This window comes from Elusimicrobiota bacterium, from assembly GCA_026388155.1.
In the GTDB taxonomy this organism is placed as follows: Bacteria; Elusimicrobiota; Elusimicrobia; order Elusimicrobiales; family UBA9959; genus UBA9634.
The window spans coordinates 45293-60869 of sequence record JAPLKI010000001.1; the positions used below are offsets into that span (position 1 = coordinate 45293).

Sequence of the window (15577 nt, forward strand, 5' to 3'; positions counted from 1 at the left end):
TTGTCAAAATTTCCCGCTGATTATTTTTTTGCCTGATTCAAGCAGGGTTTCCATTTTTACTCTGGTCTGAGCCTCGGCGTAAACACGCACCAGCGGCTCCGTGCCGGACGGCCGCAGCCCGAGCCAGCTGCCGTCCTTCAGGATGAACTTGAAACCGTCGGTGTGGTCTATGCGCCAGACCGTGCCCCCGGCAAGCTCGAGCGGCGGGTTGGCTTTCAGCTTTTCCACCAGGCTTTCCATATGTGAGCCGGCGCCAAGGCGCAGATTCACTCTGGAATTGACGAAAGTCCCCACTTTTTTGTTCAGGTCGGATAAAATGCGCTTTATGGATTTGCCTTCCCAGGCTACCATCTCAGCCATCAGCAGGCAGGCAAGCAGACCGTCTTTTTCCGGCACATGGTTCATTATGGAAAGTCCGCCGGATTCCTCGCCGCCTATCAGGTACTGGCCGGTGCGAAGAAGATTTCCTATGTATTTGAAACCGACCGCGGTTTCTCTGACCTCAAGGTTATAATATTTGGCTATGGAATCCACAAAATGGGAAGTCATTACCGAGCGGGCCACCTTGCCCTTAAGGCCGCGGTTCTTTACCAAATGCTCAAGAGCGAGACCCAGCACAAGGTTAGGGGAAATCCAGGTGCCGTCGCAGTCAATAATGCCGAAACGGTCGGCATCGCCGTCACAGGCAAGGCCCAGGTTGCATTTGTTCTTCACCACGGCGGCGCTTAAGGCGGCGAGATTTTCCGCTTCGGTGTCGGGGGAACGGCCGCCAAAAAGCACATCGCGTTCTTCCCTCAAGCCCAGGGTTTTCGCGCCCAGTTTTTCAAGCATTGGGCGAAGGTAGGTTCTGGCGGCGCCGTTGACCGAGTCCACCGCCACTTTAAGCCCCGCTTTTTTTATGGCTTTATCGTCAAGCAGCGAGTAGAGCTGTTTGAGATAGTCGGTGTGGAAGTCTTCTTTTCTTATGATGCCGGCGGACAGTCCCCGCTCAAAGGGCATATACTTCTCCACCTCCGCAAGCGTCAGGGCGCTTATTCTGGCCTCCAGGTCGTTCGTTATTTCGGGGGTTGCCGGGCCGCCCCAGTAAGGGGTCCATTTAAAGCCGTTGTAATGCGCGGGGTTATGGCTCGCTGTTATCATCACGCCGCCCACGGCTTTTGTTTTAATCACCAGCCAGGCCACCGCGGGGGTGGGGGCTTCTATATCTGAAATTACCGCGCTTATGTTTTCAGCGGCGAAAACCTCCGCGGTTATTTTCGCGAAATCCTCGGATAGGTAGCGGGTGTCATAACCGATAATTATATGCGGTGTTTTGGGCGCCGGCCCGGCGGATCTTTCAAGGTTTAAAAGATATTCCTCGCCCCTGAAGCCGTATTCCCTGCTTTCTTTAATATGCTCGGCCACGGCGTGGGCGACTCTGCGCAGATTCTGTACATTGAATTCATCGGCGATAACGGCCCGCCAGCCGGAAGTGCCGAATTTGATATTTGTGATTGACATAGATTGAAATATAGCAAAAAAGGCCGTTTAAAGCAAAAAAACCTTTGGATGCCGTAATTTTGTAAAATATAAATTAAATTATGCTGAAACTTTTATTGACACTTTTATTCTTTGAGGTTCCCTTGACAGCGGCCGGTGGCGGCGCCGAAGCAGGAGTATCCTGGGAGGAGGGCAATCTGTCGGGTTCAGTTCCTGCCGCGCCAGTTGTTTCAGCGTTCACAAGTCCGGGGGGACCGGTCACCAGCCCGGCGCTTAAACTGCCATTAAACGGTTATGTATCGGTGTGGTCGCAGGATTGTTCCTCCGGACCTTGCGCTATTCCTTTGCCGCTGGTTAAAAACCGGCCCATCGTTTTTGAACTGGCGTTGCCTCAGGCCCCCGGGCAGGCACAACCCGGTACCGTGAAGGAAGTTTTTGGTCTTCCGGAGGCGGGGGAATTGCTGCTGACACTAAATTTTTACGCGGTTTGCCCTTATGCCGCCGCCAAATCTTCAGTCGCGGACAGCGCCATAGGCCCGCGACAGGCCAGTGTCACAGTCGCGGACAGCGCCATAGGCCCGCGACAGGCCAGTGTCACCGGTACCTGTCCCGCGCTATATTTTCAGGCGCAGGCGGAGCTTGCGGGGGCTGCGGGCGCATTTTGCGCCGCCGCTTTTAATGAAAAAGATTTCTTTCCTTTTCCGGTGCTGATGTGCGGCGGGAGTAAAACACGCGGAGTAAGGTTTGGAATAACGCTGCACAGAGCTAAACTGTAGAAACCGCTTTTCAAATGGACAATAAAAAAAGAGACATTTTCTCGAAAGAATATCATACCCCGGAAACGCTGGCCTATCTGAGCAGATTAAGCGGAGCCGATGAAGGTAATGGCGCCAAAGCCCTTGAGGCGATGGGGAAAGCCGGCTTTGGCGGATTAGCCGTCCCGGTATGGGAGGGGCGGATACTTGAAACGCTGGTGCGCGCCTCAAGCGTGAAAAAAGCCGTGGAAATAGGCGCGCTTGGCGGCTATGCGGCGCATTGGATAGCGCGCGGCATGCCGGAGGGCGCGCGGCTCTACAGCCTTGAAGCTGATCCCGCGCTGGTTTCCATCGCCAAAGAAACGCTTGAAATTTCGGGGCTTGCAAAAAAAGTCACCGTGCTTGAGGGTGAGCCGCTTGAAAGCCTGAAGACCCTTTCAAAACTCGCCCCTTTTGATTTCTGTTTTATAAGCGCCGGTTCTAACCATCCCGCGTGTCTGCGCTGGGCGGCGGCCAATCTGCGCCCCGGCGGGCTTGTGGCCGTAGACGGGGTTTTTTTCAAGGGTAAACTTTGCCCTGAGTGCGGTGAACACGCTGAAAATACCGGGGCAAGGGCCATGCGCGAGTTTTTTCATGTGCTTTTTGACACCGACCGTTTTTCCGCGGCTTCAATACTGCCGACCGATGAGGGCCTGGCTCTGGGAGTCAAATAAGAAGGGGAAAATATGAAAAAAAACGCCCTGCTGATGAGTTTGCTGTTTATCGCGGCTTGTTCCGCCAAACCCGAGGAACGGCCCGCCATCGCCCAAAAAGAAAAGCCGGCGCCGGTTTTGGAACTGAAAAAACTTATAAATTCTAATTTGAAAGAGTTAAGCGACTGGCGCGACCTGAAAGGTAAAGCGGTGGTTCTTGAATTCTGGGCCAGTTGGTGCGAGCCCTGCGTGGATAACATACCGCATATAAACGGGCTGGCTGAAAAATTCCGCGGTAAGCCGGTGGTTTTTATCTCGGTTACGGACGAATCAGAAACCGTTGTGCGCGGCTTTATGAAGGAACACGAGATGAAAGGCTGGATCGCGCCTGAAGCGCCGGCTTCCGTTTTTAAGAGCTTCAGGGTTTATGGGCGTCCGCATACGGTGCTTATTGATAAAACGTCAAAAGTGGCCGCTTTTACCTATCCAAGCGAGGTCACTGAAAACACCATTGAGTCTCTTCTTGAGGGGAAAATAACGCTTCACTCGGACGCGCCGGCTGTGGAAGACAGCACCTCCGCCGCCAAGCCTCTGGCTGAATTTTATATAGCGCGTTCCGCGAAAAAGAGCGGCCGGGCCAGTTACGGGCCGGCTTCCATTTCCGCTTCCGCGATGCCGTTTTTTTTCATTCTCCAGCACGTTTTTAAATCCGCGGATAAGATAGAGCCTGACAAAGAAACAGCGGATATCGCCGGCGCTCATTATGATGTGCGCGTGAGCCTGCCTTTAGAGAACGGCAAGGACTATAAAGACTTTTTCTCGCGCGGGCTTGAAGACGCGCTGGGACTGAAACTTACGCTTATTAAAAAGAAGGCGGAGGTTTATATCCTTAAAAAAACCCCCGGAGGAATAAAGGGTTTTGCGAAAACCGGCGAAGGAACGGCGCCTAATGCTTCAGAGGAGGGGAATGTTTTTACCGTAACAGGTTTTGGCCTTGATGTCTTATGCCAGGCCTTGAAAGAGCGGCTGGATACCCCGGTGGTGGACGAAACCGGAGTTAATGCCGGATACTCTTACGGTTTTGATTTTAAGAGCGGCGACTTTAAGACGATAAACGCCGAGCTCCCCGTTCAACTGGGGCTGCGCCTTGAAAAAGGTTTCCGAAAAATAAATGTTCTGGAAGTAAGAAAGAAAATGCAAAATGTAAAGTGAAAAATGCAAAATGGGACAACAGGCGGCGATTAGGAAAAAAAGTGAGAAAAATTTCCTCAAAACCCACGGTTTACCTTATAGACGGCTCAAATTTCTCTCGGAGTTCCTGGGCAGCCCAGGAGGGAGTGAACTCCGACGCGCTGGAAGCCGAGTTCCTGCATTGGCTTGGCGAAGTTGCGCGCACGGAGCCTTTAAAGGCTTCGTGTTTCAGGGTCGTTTTTGACGGGGGATTCAGATCTACCGGCGGTTCAGCCGGGCCGTCCATAAACGTCTATTTCTCAGATGAGGGAAAGGCGGACGATATCCTTCTTGAACGGGCCTATTTTCTGAGCATGGAAGGCACAAGAGCCGTTATTGTCACCTCCGACAGCGGGATACGGGATAAAGCGGCCTTGGACGGAATTAAAAGCCTGCCCTGCGACTCTTTTTTCCGCCTCTGCGAAAATGAACTGAAAAAAGGCGACAGGTAGTTCCCTGCGGCGCAGGAACGATTGAGGATTCAAGAGTGCGGATTGAAGAGCGGTTTGTCCGCTTCAGATAGGACAGGATGGAAAAATGGTAAAATTAGCGGCAAAGAGCCCGGGTGCTGTAACTGGTAGCCAGAGCTGACTTAAAATCAGCTGGAGTTCTCTCCGTGCGGGTTCGCCCACCAGCGCGGCGGGCGTCCGCTGAGGTAGCGGGCGAGTCTTTTGTAAGGGCTTGTGGCGGAACTGGTAGACGCGACGGACTTAAAATCCGTTGGCCGCAAGGCCGTGTGGGTTCGAGTCCCACCATGCCCATTTGTATAAGTTTAAATTGCGAACTGATTTTTAAAAAAATGCAAAATTAGGAGCGAGTAATATGGGATTTTCACCTGAAGGGGTCAAATTAGTAATAACCGGCATCGTAGTGGCGGCGGTCGGAGGAATAATTTCGGTCTGGTCGAGGTGGCTGGGCGTGCCGGCCCTTCTGCTGGGGCTTGTTTTTTCGGCTTTTTCGGCTTATTTTTTCCGGGACCCGGAGCGCGATAAGGTTTTTGCTCCGGGTGAGATCGCCTGCCCTGCCGACGGCACGGTGTTAAGCGTGGGCGTGGAAGAGAATCCCGATGTGACAGTGGTGCGTATTTTCCTTTCCATCTTCAATGTCCATATACAGCGCGCCCCCGCGGATGCAAAAGTGGAAAGCGTGAAATATTCAAAAGGCAGTTTTGCCATCGCGTATAAGCCTGAAGCCGCTAAGAACGAGAGGAACCTGATGTGGTTTTCAGATCCATCGGGCCGTAAATTCGCCGTGGAGCAGCTAACCGGTTCAATAGCCCGCAGGATAGCCTGCTATGTCCGCGAGGGACAGGAAGTGAAAACTTCACAGAAAATAGGCATGATATATTTCGGGTCACAGGTGGCCGTTTACCTTCCGAACACCGCCCGGGTGCTTGTTAAACCGGGAGACAAGGTGGCCGGCGGCGAAACTATATTGGGACTTTGGTAGTCAGACAGCCGGAAGTGGAAATTCAGAAGTCAGGAGTCAGAAGTGAAATTCCGAATTCTGACTCCTGAATCCTGTCTTCCTGAGGAGTGATAATTATGGAAGAAAACAACGCAATTCAGAACCCGCAGGGAAAACTTGACCTGTCCAAAATAAAGAAAACAGGCGCCGTGGTTCTGCCTTCGTTGTTCACTATCGCGAACATGGCTGCCGGGTTTTTTTCAATAATAGCGGCCTCGGACGGTAAATATGTGCCGGCGGCCTGGCTTATTATATTTTCCTATTTCATGGATATGCTGGACGGCCGTATAGCCCGCCTGGTGCACGGGGAAAGCTCTTTCGGAGTGGAAATAGATTCCCTTTCCGACTGGATTTCGTTCGGAATCGCTCCGGCATATCTCATTTATAATTTTGTGCTGAAGGATTACGGCTTCTGGGCCTACCCTGTGGCGTTTTTATATGTGCTTTGCGGGGCTTTGCGGCTTGCCCGCTTTAATGTTAAATCGCATTTCGGCGGTGGTTCCAAACATTACTTCCAAGGCCTGCCCATACCTGCGGCCGCGGGCATACTGGTTTCCTTCGTACTGGCATACAGCATGCTTGAGGCCGGCGGCGGGGTGCGCAGCATAAAACTCGTGATGAACCAGATGCCTTTCATTTACGGAGTGATTCCGTTCATCATGATCGCGCTCGCGCTTTTAATGGTTTCTTCCGTGCCCTACGCGGCTTTCAAACAGGGCAATGTGCTTAAACCGAATTCAGTCAAAGGCATGCTCTTGATACTGGCGGTGTTTTCGCTTATAGTTTACTGCCCGCAGGACGCCTTATTCACGTTTTTTTCCATATACGCGCTGACAGGCGTGATAATAGGAATTTACAGGGCTTTCAAGCCTGTGGTCAGCGAATAGTGGTTAAGGAGCTCCTTATTCCCTATTTGCTATTCGCTTAATATCAGCGGAGTGAAATTAAAAACACCTCGTTCTTAGTGACACTGGCCTGCCGCTGGCCTTTGGCGCTATCAGCGGCTGAACGGGCGTTTTTAATTTTGGATTTTTTGACTTTTTGGTTTTTTAGCGCGGCGTTAAACGTGTCCTGCGCTCCCGTTCCATAAACTGCCCCGGCCCAAAAAGGCGTTCCGCCCTGGCCGCGGAAGGGGAGTCGCCAGAAGTAAATCTCGAACTGGTTCCCCTGAGCCCCGCAAAAAGAGAGGTCCTGGGTTTTTCCCCCAAGCAGCCAGCTTTTGGCGGGAAGAAAATTTGTCGGTTTTCTGCCTGAATAAAGTTTTTTAAGGGCCTGGCCGATGGAATCAAACAGCCGGGTTTCACATTCAGTCCAGCCGACTGCCGCAGAAAAAGAGCGCAGATCGGAAAGATTGGCGAAAAAAATCAAGTTTGCCGGCAGCTTTTCTTTGCCGGATGGGGAAAAGACGAATTCGGATGTTAAATCAGCCGGCTCTTTGGCGGAGTAAATAATTTTTTCCGCAGCCGGAGAGGCAACCTCTTTCGGCGCTTCCCACAAGAGCCAGCCCGCCCGCGCCTGCGGCGGAAGGGTGGCGGTAATCAGTAACCAGTAACCGGTAACCAGTAACGGCTTTCTAAACATTTTTAAAAACATAGGAAATATTTTTACCGGTCACTGATTGCCGGCTACCGGTTACTGCTTTCTAGGGAACAACGCGGGTATTTTATGCGGTTCAGCTCCCGCGGCGCTCTCATGGCCTATGCTCAGCTGCATCTGCATTTTGGCGGAAGTGTCGGGCATAAAGGGGTATACCCAGCCGGCTATAAGACGCAGACACCATACCAGATCGTGAAGCAGCGGTTTCAGGGCCTGTGGATCTTTCTTTGCCATTTCCCATGGCTTTTCCGTGTCGATTTTTTTATTCAGGATGGAAACCGCCTGCCAGATAAGGTCCAGGGCTTCGCCAAACTGCAATTGTTCCAGTTTCTTGTCTATCTCCGCTGTGCGCTTTGAAAATTCAGTGAAAAGCGCCCCGCCTTCCGGCTTGCCGGGAAGACGGCCCTCCAGGTATTTGTTCACCATGTTCAGCGCCCGTGAAAACAGATTCCCGAAATCGTTGGCGAGGTCCGCGTTATAGCGCCGCTTGAAGGAGTCGTGTGAAAAATCCCCGTCCGCCCCGAAAGGCACTTCCCTGAAAATAAAATAGCGGAAGGCGTCCAGGCCGTATTCCCGCACGATGTCCTCGGGATTTATAAAGTTGCCCTTTGACTTTGACATCTTCTCGCCGTTTACAGTCCACCAGCCGTGGGCGTAAATCTTTTTGGGCAGCTCAACCCCGAGGGCCATAAGCATGGCGGGCCAGATTACCGCGTGGAAACGGAAAATTTCCTTCCCCACAAAATGCACGTCCGCCGGCCATTTTTCCGCGAAAGCGGGGTCCGGGGTTTGCGGGCGGTAGCCTACGCCGGTGGCGTAGTTCAAAAGGGCGTCAAACCACACATAAACCGTGTGCCTGGGGTTTGAGAGCACTTGCACTCCCCAGGTTACCCTGGTCCTTGAAACCGAGATGTCTTTCAGCCCCGAGTTCACAAAATTTATTATTTCCTGAGCTCTGTGCTTTGGGGCCAGAAAATCCGGATTTTTGGCGTAATGCTCAAGCAGCGGGCCCTGGTATTTTGAGAGTTTGAAAAAATAAGTTTCCTCGCTGACCTGTTCCGGCGGCTTGCCGTGCACGGGGCAATTGCCGTTTATCAGCTCTCCCTCATCCATGAAATTCTCGCAGGAGCGGCAATAGAGGCCGTTGTAAGAGCCGGGGTAGATGTCGCCTGTTTCAATCAGGCGTTCAAAAACGGCCTGCACTCTGCGCTCATGGTCGAGGTCCGTGGTGCGGATAAAATAATCGTAGCTGATATTCAGGGTTTTCCAGAGATTCCGGAAATCGGCTGAAATCTCGCGGCACCAGGTTTTAGGCTCGATATTTTTCTCACGGGCTATCTTCTCTATATTCGCGCCGTGTTCGTCGGTACCGGTCTGAAAATAAACATCCCTCCCGGCGGCGCGTAAATGCCGGGCCAGCACATCGGCCGCCAGCGTGGTATAGGCGTGGCCCACATGCGGTTTGTCATTCGCATAATAAATAGGGGTGGTTATATAGAAATATTTTTTATCCATTTTAAGTCTCCTGCTTTATTATGTTCTCAGGTAAAATGCCGAGTTTTTCGCTTTCAAGCAAAGCTGTTTCAAGTATGAGGGCATAGGATACATTCTGGGTTATCATGCGCCGCAAGGCAAGCAGCTTTGTCACCAGGGCGGAAAGCGGTTTTTTTAAGCCCTCCGGCGCGGCGGCCCAGCGGACCCTGGCTCCGGCGAGCAGCAAATCAAGCAGTGTGCCCACCTCATGCCTTGCGCGGTGGGTGTCCTTAGGGAGCGACGCGGACATTTTAAACGCTCCCATTCCGTCAAGCGGGGGTGCGCCTTTAAGGCGGTCGGAAAGCTTAAGTAAATCCTGAGCCTTTTTAAGCGAGCCCTGCGACAGCGAACTTAATGCGGCTGCTTCGTTAAGAGAGAGCCCTTGCGCCTCAAGCAGCCTCTCAAGCGCCGGGCGCGGCAGGGCGGTGAAGTCAAGGATGTAGCAGCGGGATATTATGGTTGAGAACAGGGCGTTTTTCTTTGAAACTGTGAGTATAAGCACAGTGTCTGGCGGCGGCTCCTCAAGAGTTTTTAAAAGCGCGTTCTGGGCTTGCGGCACCATGGCCTCTGCGTCGCGGATTATAAAAACCTTACGGGCGGAAAGGATGGGTGTCTGATTAGCGTAGCGGCAAACCTCGCGTATGGTGTCCACCTTCAGGTTGCGGCTTTCTTCCTCGTCAAGAAGAGCCGCCTGGAAAATGGTGTCTATAATTCTGACATCAGGGTGGGCTCCGCTGTCTATCTGCAGGCAGGAGGCGCAAACGCCGCAGGCATCATCTGAGTTATGAGTTATGAGTGATGAGTTATGAGTGACGGGTTCTGAAAGAGAGTTGAAAAGGCTTTCTTCGGCAACTGGCTCTTCCAGAGGCTTATGCAGGCAGGTTAGAGCCCTGGCGAATTCTTTGGCGGCCAAAAACTTCCCTACGCCTTCGGGGCCTGTGAACAGCAGTGCAGGCGGCACGCGTTCCGAGACCAGCATGGACTTCAGACGCGCCACCATTTTATCGTGGCCGATAATTTGAGAAAGCCCCATGTAAAAAACACCTCATTCAAGATTCAAGTTTAGAAGACAATTTCCAATTCTTTCTGCTTATCCAATCTTAAATCCGGAATCTTGAATCTTTAATTCTTCCCGCCTACCAGCCGCCCGACGCGCCCGATGATCTTTTGACGGATATCTGTTACGGATAGCGCGCCGTTTATGCGCACCACGCCGGGTTTTTTGGCCAGGATCTTATAAGCCCTGTTCACTCTTTTCCTGAAAGCGGCAGACTCAAGTTCTATACGGTCGGGCCCCAAAAGCTTTTGCGCCCGTCTTTCCCTTTCGGCAAATATGTTGTCGGGGATGTCAAAAACAAAAATAAGATCCGGTTGCAGGCCGCAGGTGGCTGCGGCGTTAAGCGTGTTTACGGTTTTTATGGGCAAGCCGCGGCCATAACCCTGGTAGGCGGTGGTGGAGAGAGTGAAACGGTCGGAGATAACCACCTTGCCCGCTTTGAGAGCCGGCAATATTATCTCAAGCGTATGCTGGGCCCTGGAAGATTCGTAAAGAAAAAGTTCGGTCAGGCGCGCTATGTCGTTTTTCGGATCTAAAAGTATTTTGCGCACCTGTTCGGAAACCTTGGTTCCGCCCGGTTCGCGCGTCAGTATAACGGAAAACCCCCTGCTTTTAAGCCATTCTTTCAAAAGTTTAGCCTGAGTGGATTTTCCCGAACGGTCGGGGCCCTCAAGAACGATGAAAAAACCTCTCTTCATAGCTATATGATAGCAAAGGGCTAAGGGTAGGGGAAAGCGAATAGCGAATAGCGGTTGAGTGTCTTAATGTTGAAAAAATAAAAATCTCCCGGCGGGGGCTATTTTTTAAGCAGGCTTTGGTATTTTTCCTCGTCAGCGGCTGCCTTATCAAACTCACCCTTCGCACGGTAGGCATTTCCGCGGAAAGAATATGCGGGAGCATCCTTCGGGTCCATTGCTATCACTTCGGATAGATCTTCAATTGCCTTGTCAAACTCGCCCTTCTGATAATAGGCAAGTCCGCGGCTGCCATAAGCTTTATATGCTTTAGCAAGCTTCGGGTCAATCGCTATTGTCTTGGAAAAATCTTCGATTGCCGCGTTATACTCGCGCTTCTGGGCATGGGCCGATCCGCGGACTGCATATGCCTCGGCATACTGCGGGTCAATTTCTATCGCTTTGGATAAATCTTCAATAGCCTTGTCATATTCGTGGTTATTAGCATAGGCAATTCCGCGGTTACAGTATGCCGCAGCGAGCTTCGGGTCAATTGCTATCACCTGGGAACAATCTTGAATCGCCTTATTATACTCGCCCTTAAAATCATAGGCAAGTCCGCGGCTGCCATATGCCTTGGCATTCTTCGGGTCAATCGCGATAGCCTTGGACAAATCTTCGATCGCCTTATCATACTCGCCACTGTGGGTATAGATAATTCCGCGGTTAGAGTATGCCTCGGCATACTCCGGGTCAATCGCTATCGCCCTGGATAAATCTTCGATCGCCTTGTCATATCCGTGTTCATTGGCATAGGCAATTCCGCGGTTACAATATGCCGTAGCAAGTTTTGGATCAATTGCTATCGCTTTGGAATAATTTTTAATCGCCTTATCATACTCGCCCTTAAAATCATAGGCAAGTCCGCGGCTGCCGTATGCCTTGGCATTCTTCGGATCAATTTCGATCGCCATGGAAGAATCTTCGATCGCCTTGTCATACTCACCCTTGTGAGCATAGACGATCCCGCGGTTGGAATATGTCTCGGCATACTTCGGGTCAATTTCTATCGCCCTGGATAAATCTTCGATCGCCTTGTCATATTCACCCTTATGACCATAGGCAATTCCGCGCATAGTATAAGCCTCTGCATACTTCGGGTCAATCGCTATCTCCCTGGATAAATCCACAATTGCCTTGTCATATTCGTTCTTATCGTCATAGGTCAGGCCGCGGACAGAATACGCCATGGCATCCTTCGGGTTAATCGCTATAACCTCGGAATAATCCTCAATTGCTTTATCACGCTCGCCTTTGAACTTATATGCGTCTCCGCGGATAATATATGCCGCAGTATACTTCTGGTCAATCGCTATCGCTTTGGAACAATCTTCAATTGTCTTGTCATACTTGCCCTTATGATAGTATGCGTTTCCTCTGCCAAAATAAGCTTTCAAATGGGCCGGATTAAGGCTGATCGCCAGACCGAAGCTGGCTATGGCGTTATCGTATTCTCCCAGGTCAGCGTACATTACTCCCCTTTCGTAAAATATCTGTGCAGTCTTCGGGTTTTTCTCAATCGCTTTGTTTTCTTCCGCGAGAAGTTTTCTGTACTGCTTTAGCCAGTCTTTTTTTATCCGGGCGTTGGCGGCGTTTATTATCTCACCGGATCCAACATCGACCAGGTGGGCGTTCAGCGCTATTTGTTTGTCCGGCAATTCAGTCAGGGTCCCTACTGCTATCCAGTCGGCTCCCAGCATTTTGCCTATCTCTTTTGCGGAATCGGAGCCAATGGCGCCGGAGCGTTGGAGTTTTAATTCTTCAAACGCATTATCTATCTCTTTTCGCCCAATTATCTTGTTTTTTTTAACTTTTAGCAGTTTGGCGGTTATTCTCCCGGCTACAACGCCGCCGTCCCTGGAATCCCGGCCGTCGGAATATGAAAATCCTGTCACGGCGATTGTTTTATTGATGCCTGTGCAGTCTTTCAGGAGTTCGTCCGCAATTGCCTGGTAAGTATCGGTTTTTTTGTGAGTTTCCGCCGCAAGAACCGGAGCAATAAGCAACAGGAATATGATTATCTTTGACATTTAAATAGTCCACGGAAGTTAACATCCGAATATAGACAGTATAGTAAAAAAACAGGGGATAGCGAAAAGCGAATAGGGACCGGTGGTTGAGTTCTTCGGAAAGTCAAAAACAAGAAACCCCGCGGTTGAGGCGGGGTTCCTTATTCGCTATTCGCTGCCGTTAAGAACACTCCGAATAGCCGCAGTCATGGCAGGTGGGGCCGGAACAGCCTGATTCATACGACACGTTTGAAGAATAGCATTTCGGGCAGTACTGGGTGCGCGTGATTTCCCACAGCTCCAGCTTTTCCTGTCCGTTAATGTCCTGGTCGGAGGCCAGCATGCCGGTCCGCTTTAAGTGGCTCCTGAGCGCGATGGCTATGCCGTGCGCGATGGAGTTAATGCGGTTCTCTCCCAGCCCCATCGGCCTGTCGCCCTTAACCGAGTTAAGATGCTTTATTACCTTTATCGGGTCGCCGCCTTCAGTAAGATATTTTGAAAGCAAAATACCTATGAGGGCGGTAAGGCCGCTTATTTCGGTCCCGAGCGGGGGGATGTTGGTAAACACCTGGTAGGGGCCGTGCTCGTTATAGTTTATATGTATGTGCAGGGGTCCGTAGCCGGTTTTCAGCTGAAAATACTCGGACGACACGCCGAAAGACTGGTACGGTATTTTTTTCTTTTTGCTTTTTGCCTGGGGCAGGGTGGAGCCGATATTTAAAACCTGCTGCGATTTGCAGCCGTCGCGGTAAACCGTCAGGCCCTTGCAGCCCAGTTTATGAGCCAGCAGATAACAGTTCCGCACATCCTCCACCAGGGCGCTTGTGGGCATGTTAATGGTTTTTGAGACGGCATTGTCTATGTGTTTTTGGAAAGCCGCCTGAATTTTTACATGATATTCTACGGATACATCATGAGCGGTGGGAAATAAGTCCTGTATGTTTTTCGGGATTTCCGGTATTCCCCTGACCGCTTTATGGTTTGAATCCACCTTTTTCCAAAGAGCTTTTTCTTCCATGCCGAAATAGTCGTTCTTCTCCGCTATCTTCTTGAACAAGGGGTTAACCTCGAAAAAAGTATCCTTGGCTTCGGCGTCCTTGCCGCTCTTTATGGCTTCAAGGGCTTTGGCGTTGTAGCGGGTATAGGCCACGGCAAAGAAAGGCTCTATGCCCGAGCCCTGCAGGCCGGCCGCTATAGCTATGGTGCCTGTGGGCGCTATAGTAGTGCGCGAGGCGTTTCTTGGTTTTGCGGCCACGCCTTTGAAATATTTGCTCTCCGCATCGTAAATGGAGCCTTTCCAGTTTTGGAAAACGCCTCGTTCCCTGGCCAGTTCCTCGGAAGCTTCAAGGGATTTGTCATTAATAAACTTCATTACCTCCTCCGCTTTTTTAAGGCCTTCGGGGCTGTCGTAGGCAACGCCCAGTTTTACGGCGGTTTCAGCCCAGCCCATTACGCCGAGGCCTATTTTGCGGTTGCCCCTGGCTATCTTTTCGATTTCGGGCAGAGGATAATTGTTTATCTCTATGACGTTGTCCAGAAAACGTATAGCTTTTGAAACAGTGTTTCCCAGCCGTTCGTAATCAAGCTGTCCGCGCGTTATATCTCCGGTAACGAAGTTGGCCAGATTTATGGACCCCAGGTTGCACGATTCCCAGGGCAACAATGGCTGTTCGCCGCATGGATTCGTGCTTTCTATCTGTCCCAGCGCCGGGGTGGGATTTGAGTTCGTTTCGTTTATCTTATCTATGAAAACTATGCCGGGGTCGCCGCTCGTCCAGGCGGATTCAACCAGCGTGTTGAACACCTCGCGCGCCTTCAACGATCCTGCCGCCTCTTTGGTGTGCGGGTTGATCAGATCATAAGAAGAATTGGTTTCCACCGCTTTCATGAATTTGTCGTCAAGCGCCACGGAAATGTTGAAATTTTCCATCACGCCGGGCTGCGACTTTACGGTGATGAAGTCTTTTATCTCCGGGTGCCAATAGGGCAGTATGCCCATGTTCGCGCCGCGCCGCGTGCCGCCCTGCTTTACCACATCGGTAAGCTTGTCAAAGAGCTTCATAAAAGAGATAGCGCCTGAGGCTACGCCGTTCGTCTTTTTTACAACGTCGCCCTTCGGCCGGACGCGGCAAAACGAGAACCCCGTGCCGCCGCCTGATTTCTGTATCAGGCTTTGTGCGGTAAGCGCCTTTGCAATGCCCTCCATGGAGTCCGGCACAGGGAGCACATAGCAGGCCGAGAGCTGCTGCAGATCGCGGCCCGCGTTCATAAGGGTCGGGGAATTCGGCAGGAAATCAAAATCCGCCATCATGTTGTAAAATTCGGTCTGCCAGCGGAGAGCCGCTTCTTTGGCCGGAGTTATGTTTTTGTGTATTTTTTCAAGGTTTGAAATAAATTTAAGGAAGTTCTCTTCCCGCTCCGAGCATTCAAACAGCCCGTCGTGAAAAAGGATGGTGCGTGTGGGATTTCCGTCAGTATTGGTTTCCATTATGCGGCAGCGCACTCCCTCAAAGGCGCCCCATTTTTCCGCTTCAGGATTGAAAATTATTTCCGAAAGAGAGATGTTGTGCGAAACGCGCTCAAAAAGCTCCTCAACGGTGTTTTCGTCCCGCAGGTACTTGTCCTTTATCACCTTGGACTGGTTTTCGCTGAGCGCTATTTTTCTTTTTTCCATTGTCATTGTTTTCATGTCGCTTGAGACTCCCCGGTTTTGTATTTATCCCCGTCTTTTTAGGAAAGTTCTAAAGGTTGGACTTGCGGAACCCTGAACTAAAAAGTTTGGAATTAACTCTAATCTATCAATCCTTCAATCGTTTGTCAAATTTTAAGACGGCAGCGGCAAATAGGGAGGTGTAAAGCCGGGAATGAAAAGCCATGCATTAAAAAGCGGAGACCGCGGCTATTCCCGGTTTCTCGCGGTAAATCCCCGGGCGGCAGGGGAAAAAGCGCAATTCCGGAAGAGAGAATTCGCGTTAAATTTCAGCAGGAATAAGGACCTCCCGCCGGCTGAAACAATTCCCAAAAA

General features: G+C 51.1%; 13 protein-coding genes and 1 tRNA gene. 7 read left to right on the forward strand and 7 right to left on the reverse strand.

Annotated features, from left to right (window positions below):
- Positions 1-3: 3 nt before the first annotated feature.
- Complete coding sequence (locus NTX59_00135) at positions 4-1500, reverse strand: phosphoglucomutase/phosphomannomutase family protein (protein ID MCX5784080.1); 1497 nt, start codon at positions 1498-1500, stop codon at positions 4-6.
- A gap of 80 nt (positions 1501-1580) precedes the next feature.
- On the opposite strand from NTX59_00135, the gene NTX59_00140 reads away from it, so the two are divergent.
- The 7 genes from NTX59_00140 to pssA all read left to right on the forward strand — a co-directional run bounded on the left by NTX59_00140 (position 1581) and on the right by pssA (position 6510).
- On the forward strand, positions 1581-2255 hold the full coding sequence (locus NTX59_00140) for a hypothetical protein (protein ID MCX5784081.1): 675 nt from the start codon (positions 1581-1583) through the stop codon (positions 2253-2255).
- 14 nt (positions 2256-2269) lie between these two features.
- Positions 2270-2947 (forward strand): class I SAM-dependent methyltransferase, encoded by a 678-nt coding sequence (locus NTX59_00145; protein MCX5784082.1) that lies wholly within the window; start codon positions 2270-2272, stop codon positions 2945-2947.
- A 12-nt stretch (positions 2948-2959) separates the two neighbouring features.
- Entirely contained in the window at positions 2960-4138 is a 1179-nt protein-coding gene (locus NTX59_00150; GenBank protein MCX5784083.1) for a redoxin domain-containing protein, read from the forward strand.
- A 41-nt stretch (positions 4139-4179) separates the two neighbouring features.
- Positions 4180-4608, forward strand: a complete 429-nt coding sequence (locus NTX59_00155; protein MCX5784084.1) for an NYN domain-containing protein — start codon at positions 4180-4182, stop codon at positions 4606-4608.
- Between the two features lie 225 nt (positions 4609-4833).
- Positions 4834-4917, forward strand: a tRNA-Leu gene (locus NTX59_00160).
- Positions 4918-4978: 61 nt separating this feature from the next.
- The gene (locus tag NTX59_00165) at positions 4979-5605 is read left to right on the forward strand and encodes a phosphatidylserine decarboxylase (protein ID MCX5784085.1); all 627 of its coding nucleotides are present in this window, start codon (positions 4979-4981) and stop codon (positions 5603-5605) included.
- Between the two features lie 95 nt (positions 5606-5700).
- Entirely contained in the window at positions 5701-6510 is an 810-nt protein-coding gene (pssA, locus tag NTX59_00170) for a CDP-diacylglycerol--serine O-phosphatidyltransferase (GenBank protein ID MCX5784086.1), read from the forward strand.
- A 43-nt stretch (positions 6511-6553) separates the two neighbouring features.
- Here the strand turns inward: pssA and NTX59_00175 are convergent, their stop codons facing one another.
- The 6 genes from NTX59_00175 to NTX59_00200 form a co-directional block, all read right to left on the reverse strand.
- On the reverse strand, positions 6554-7216 hold the full coding sequence (locus NTX59_00175; GenBank protein MCX5784087.1) for an LssY C-terminal domain-containing protein: 663 nt from the start codon (positions 7214-7216) through the stop codon (positions 6554-6556).
- A 39-nt stretch (positions 7217-7255) separates the two neighbouring features.
- Positions 7256-8734, reverse strand: coding sequence for a methionine--tRNA ligase (gene metG / locus NTX59_00180; protein ID MCX5784088.1), 1479 nt, complete (start codon positions 8732-8734; stop codon positions 7256-7258).
- A gap of 1 nt (position 8735) precedes the next feature.
- Positions 8736-9785 (reverse strand): DNA polymerase III subunit delta', encoded by a 1050-nt coding sequence (locus NTX59_00185; GenBank protein ID MCX5784089.1) that lies wholly within the window; start codon positions 9783-9785, stop codon positions 8736-8738.
- Between the two features lie 89 nt (positions 9786-9874).
- Positions 9875-10507, reverse strand: coding sequence for a dTMP kinase (gene tmk, locus NTX59_00190; GenBank protein ID MCX5784090.1), 633 nt, complete (start codon positions 10505-10507; stop codon positions 9875-9877).
- Between the two features lie 98 nt (positions 10508-10605).
- On the reverse strand, positions 10606-12573 hold the full coding sequence (locus NTX59_00195) for a tetratricopeptide repeat protein (protein ID MCX5784091.1): 1968 nt from the start codon (positions 12571-12573) through the stop codon (positions 10606-10608).
- A gap of 160 nt (positions 12574-12733) precedes the next feature.
- Complete coding sequence (locus NTX59_00200) at positions 12734-15241, reverse strand: adenosylcobalamin-dependent ribonucleoside-diphosphate reductase (protein MCX5784092.1); 2508 nt, start codon at positions 15239-15241, stop codon at positions 12734-12736.
- Positions 15242-15577 lie beyond the last annotated feature (336 nt).

Excerpts from the sequence above, each read along its gene's own strand:
- NTX59_00135 (MCX5784080.1), bottom strand. The coding sequence starts at position 1,500 with ATGTCAATCACAAATATCAAATTCGGCACTTCCGGCTGGCGGGCCGTT.
- NTX59_00140 (MCX5784081.1), top strand. The coding sequence starts at position 1,581 with ATGCTGAAACTTTTATTGACACTTTTATTCTTTGAGGTTCCCTTGACA.
- NTX59_00145 (MCX5784082.1), top strand. The coding sequence starts at position 2,270 with ATGGACAATAAAAAAAGAGACATTTTCTCGAAAGAATATCATACCCCG.
- NTX59_00150 (MCX5784083.1), top strand. The coding sequence starts at position 2,960 with ATGAAAAAAAACGCCCTGCTGATGAGTTTGCTGTTTATCGCGGCTTGT.
- NTX59_00165 (MCX5784085.1), top strand. The coding sequence starts at position 4,979 with ATGGGATTTTCACCTGAAGGGGTCAAATTAGTAATAACCGGCATCGTA.
- pssA (MCX5784086.1), top strand. The coding sequence starts at position 5,701 with ATGGAAGAAAACAACGCAATTCAGAACCCGCAGGGAAAACTTGACCTG.
- NTX59_00175 (MCX5784087.1), bottom strand. The coding sequence starts at position 7,216 with ATGTTTTTAAAAATGTTTAGAAAGCCGTTACTGGTTACCGGTTACTGG.
- metG (MCX5784088.1), bottom strand. The coding sequence starts at position 8,734 with ATGGATAAAAAATATTTCTATATAACCACCCCTATTTATTATGCGAAT.
- NTX59_00185 (MCX5784089.1), bottom strand. The coding sequence starts at position 9,785 with ATGGGGCTTTCTCAAATTATCGGCCACGATAAAATGGTGGCGCGTCTG.
- tmk (MCX5784090.1), bottom strand. The coding sequence starts at position 10,507 with ATGAAGAGAGGTTTTTTCATCGTTCTTGAGGGCCCCGACCGTTCGGGA.
- NTX59_00195 (MCX5784091.1), bottom strand. The coding sequence starts at position 12,573 with ATGTCAAAGATAATCATATTCCTGTTGCTTATTGCTCCGGTTCTTGCG.
- NTX59_00200 (MCX5784092.1), bottom strand. The coding sequence starts at position 15,241 with ATGAAAACAATGACAATGGAAAAAAGAAAAATAGCGCTCAGCGAAAAC.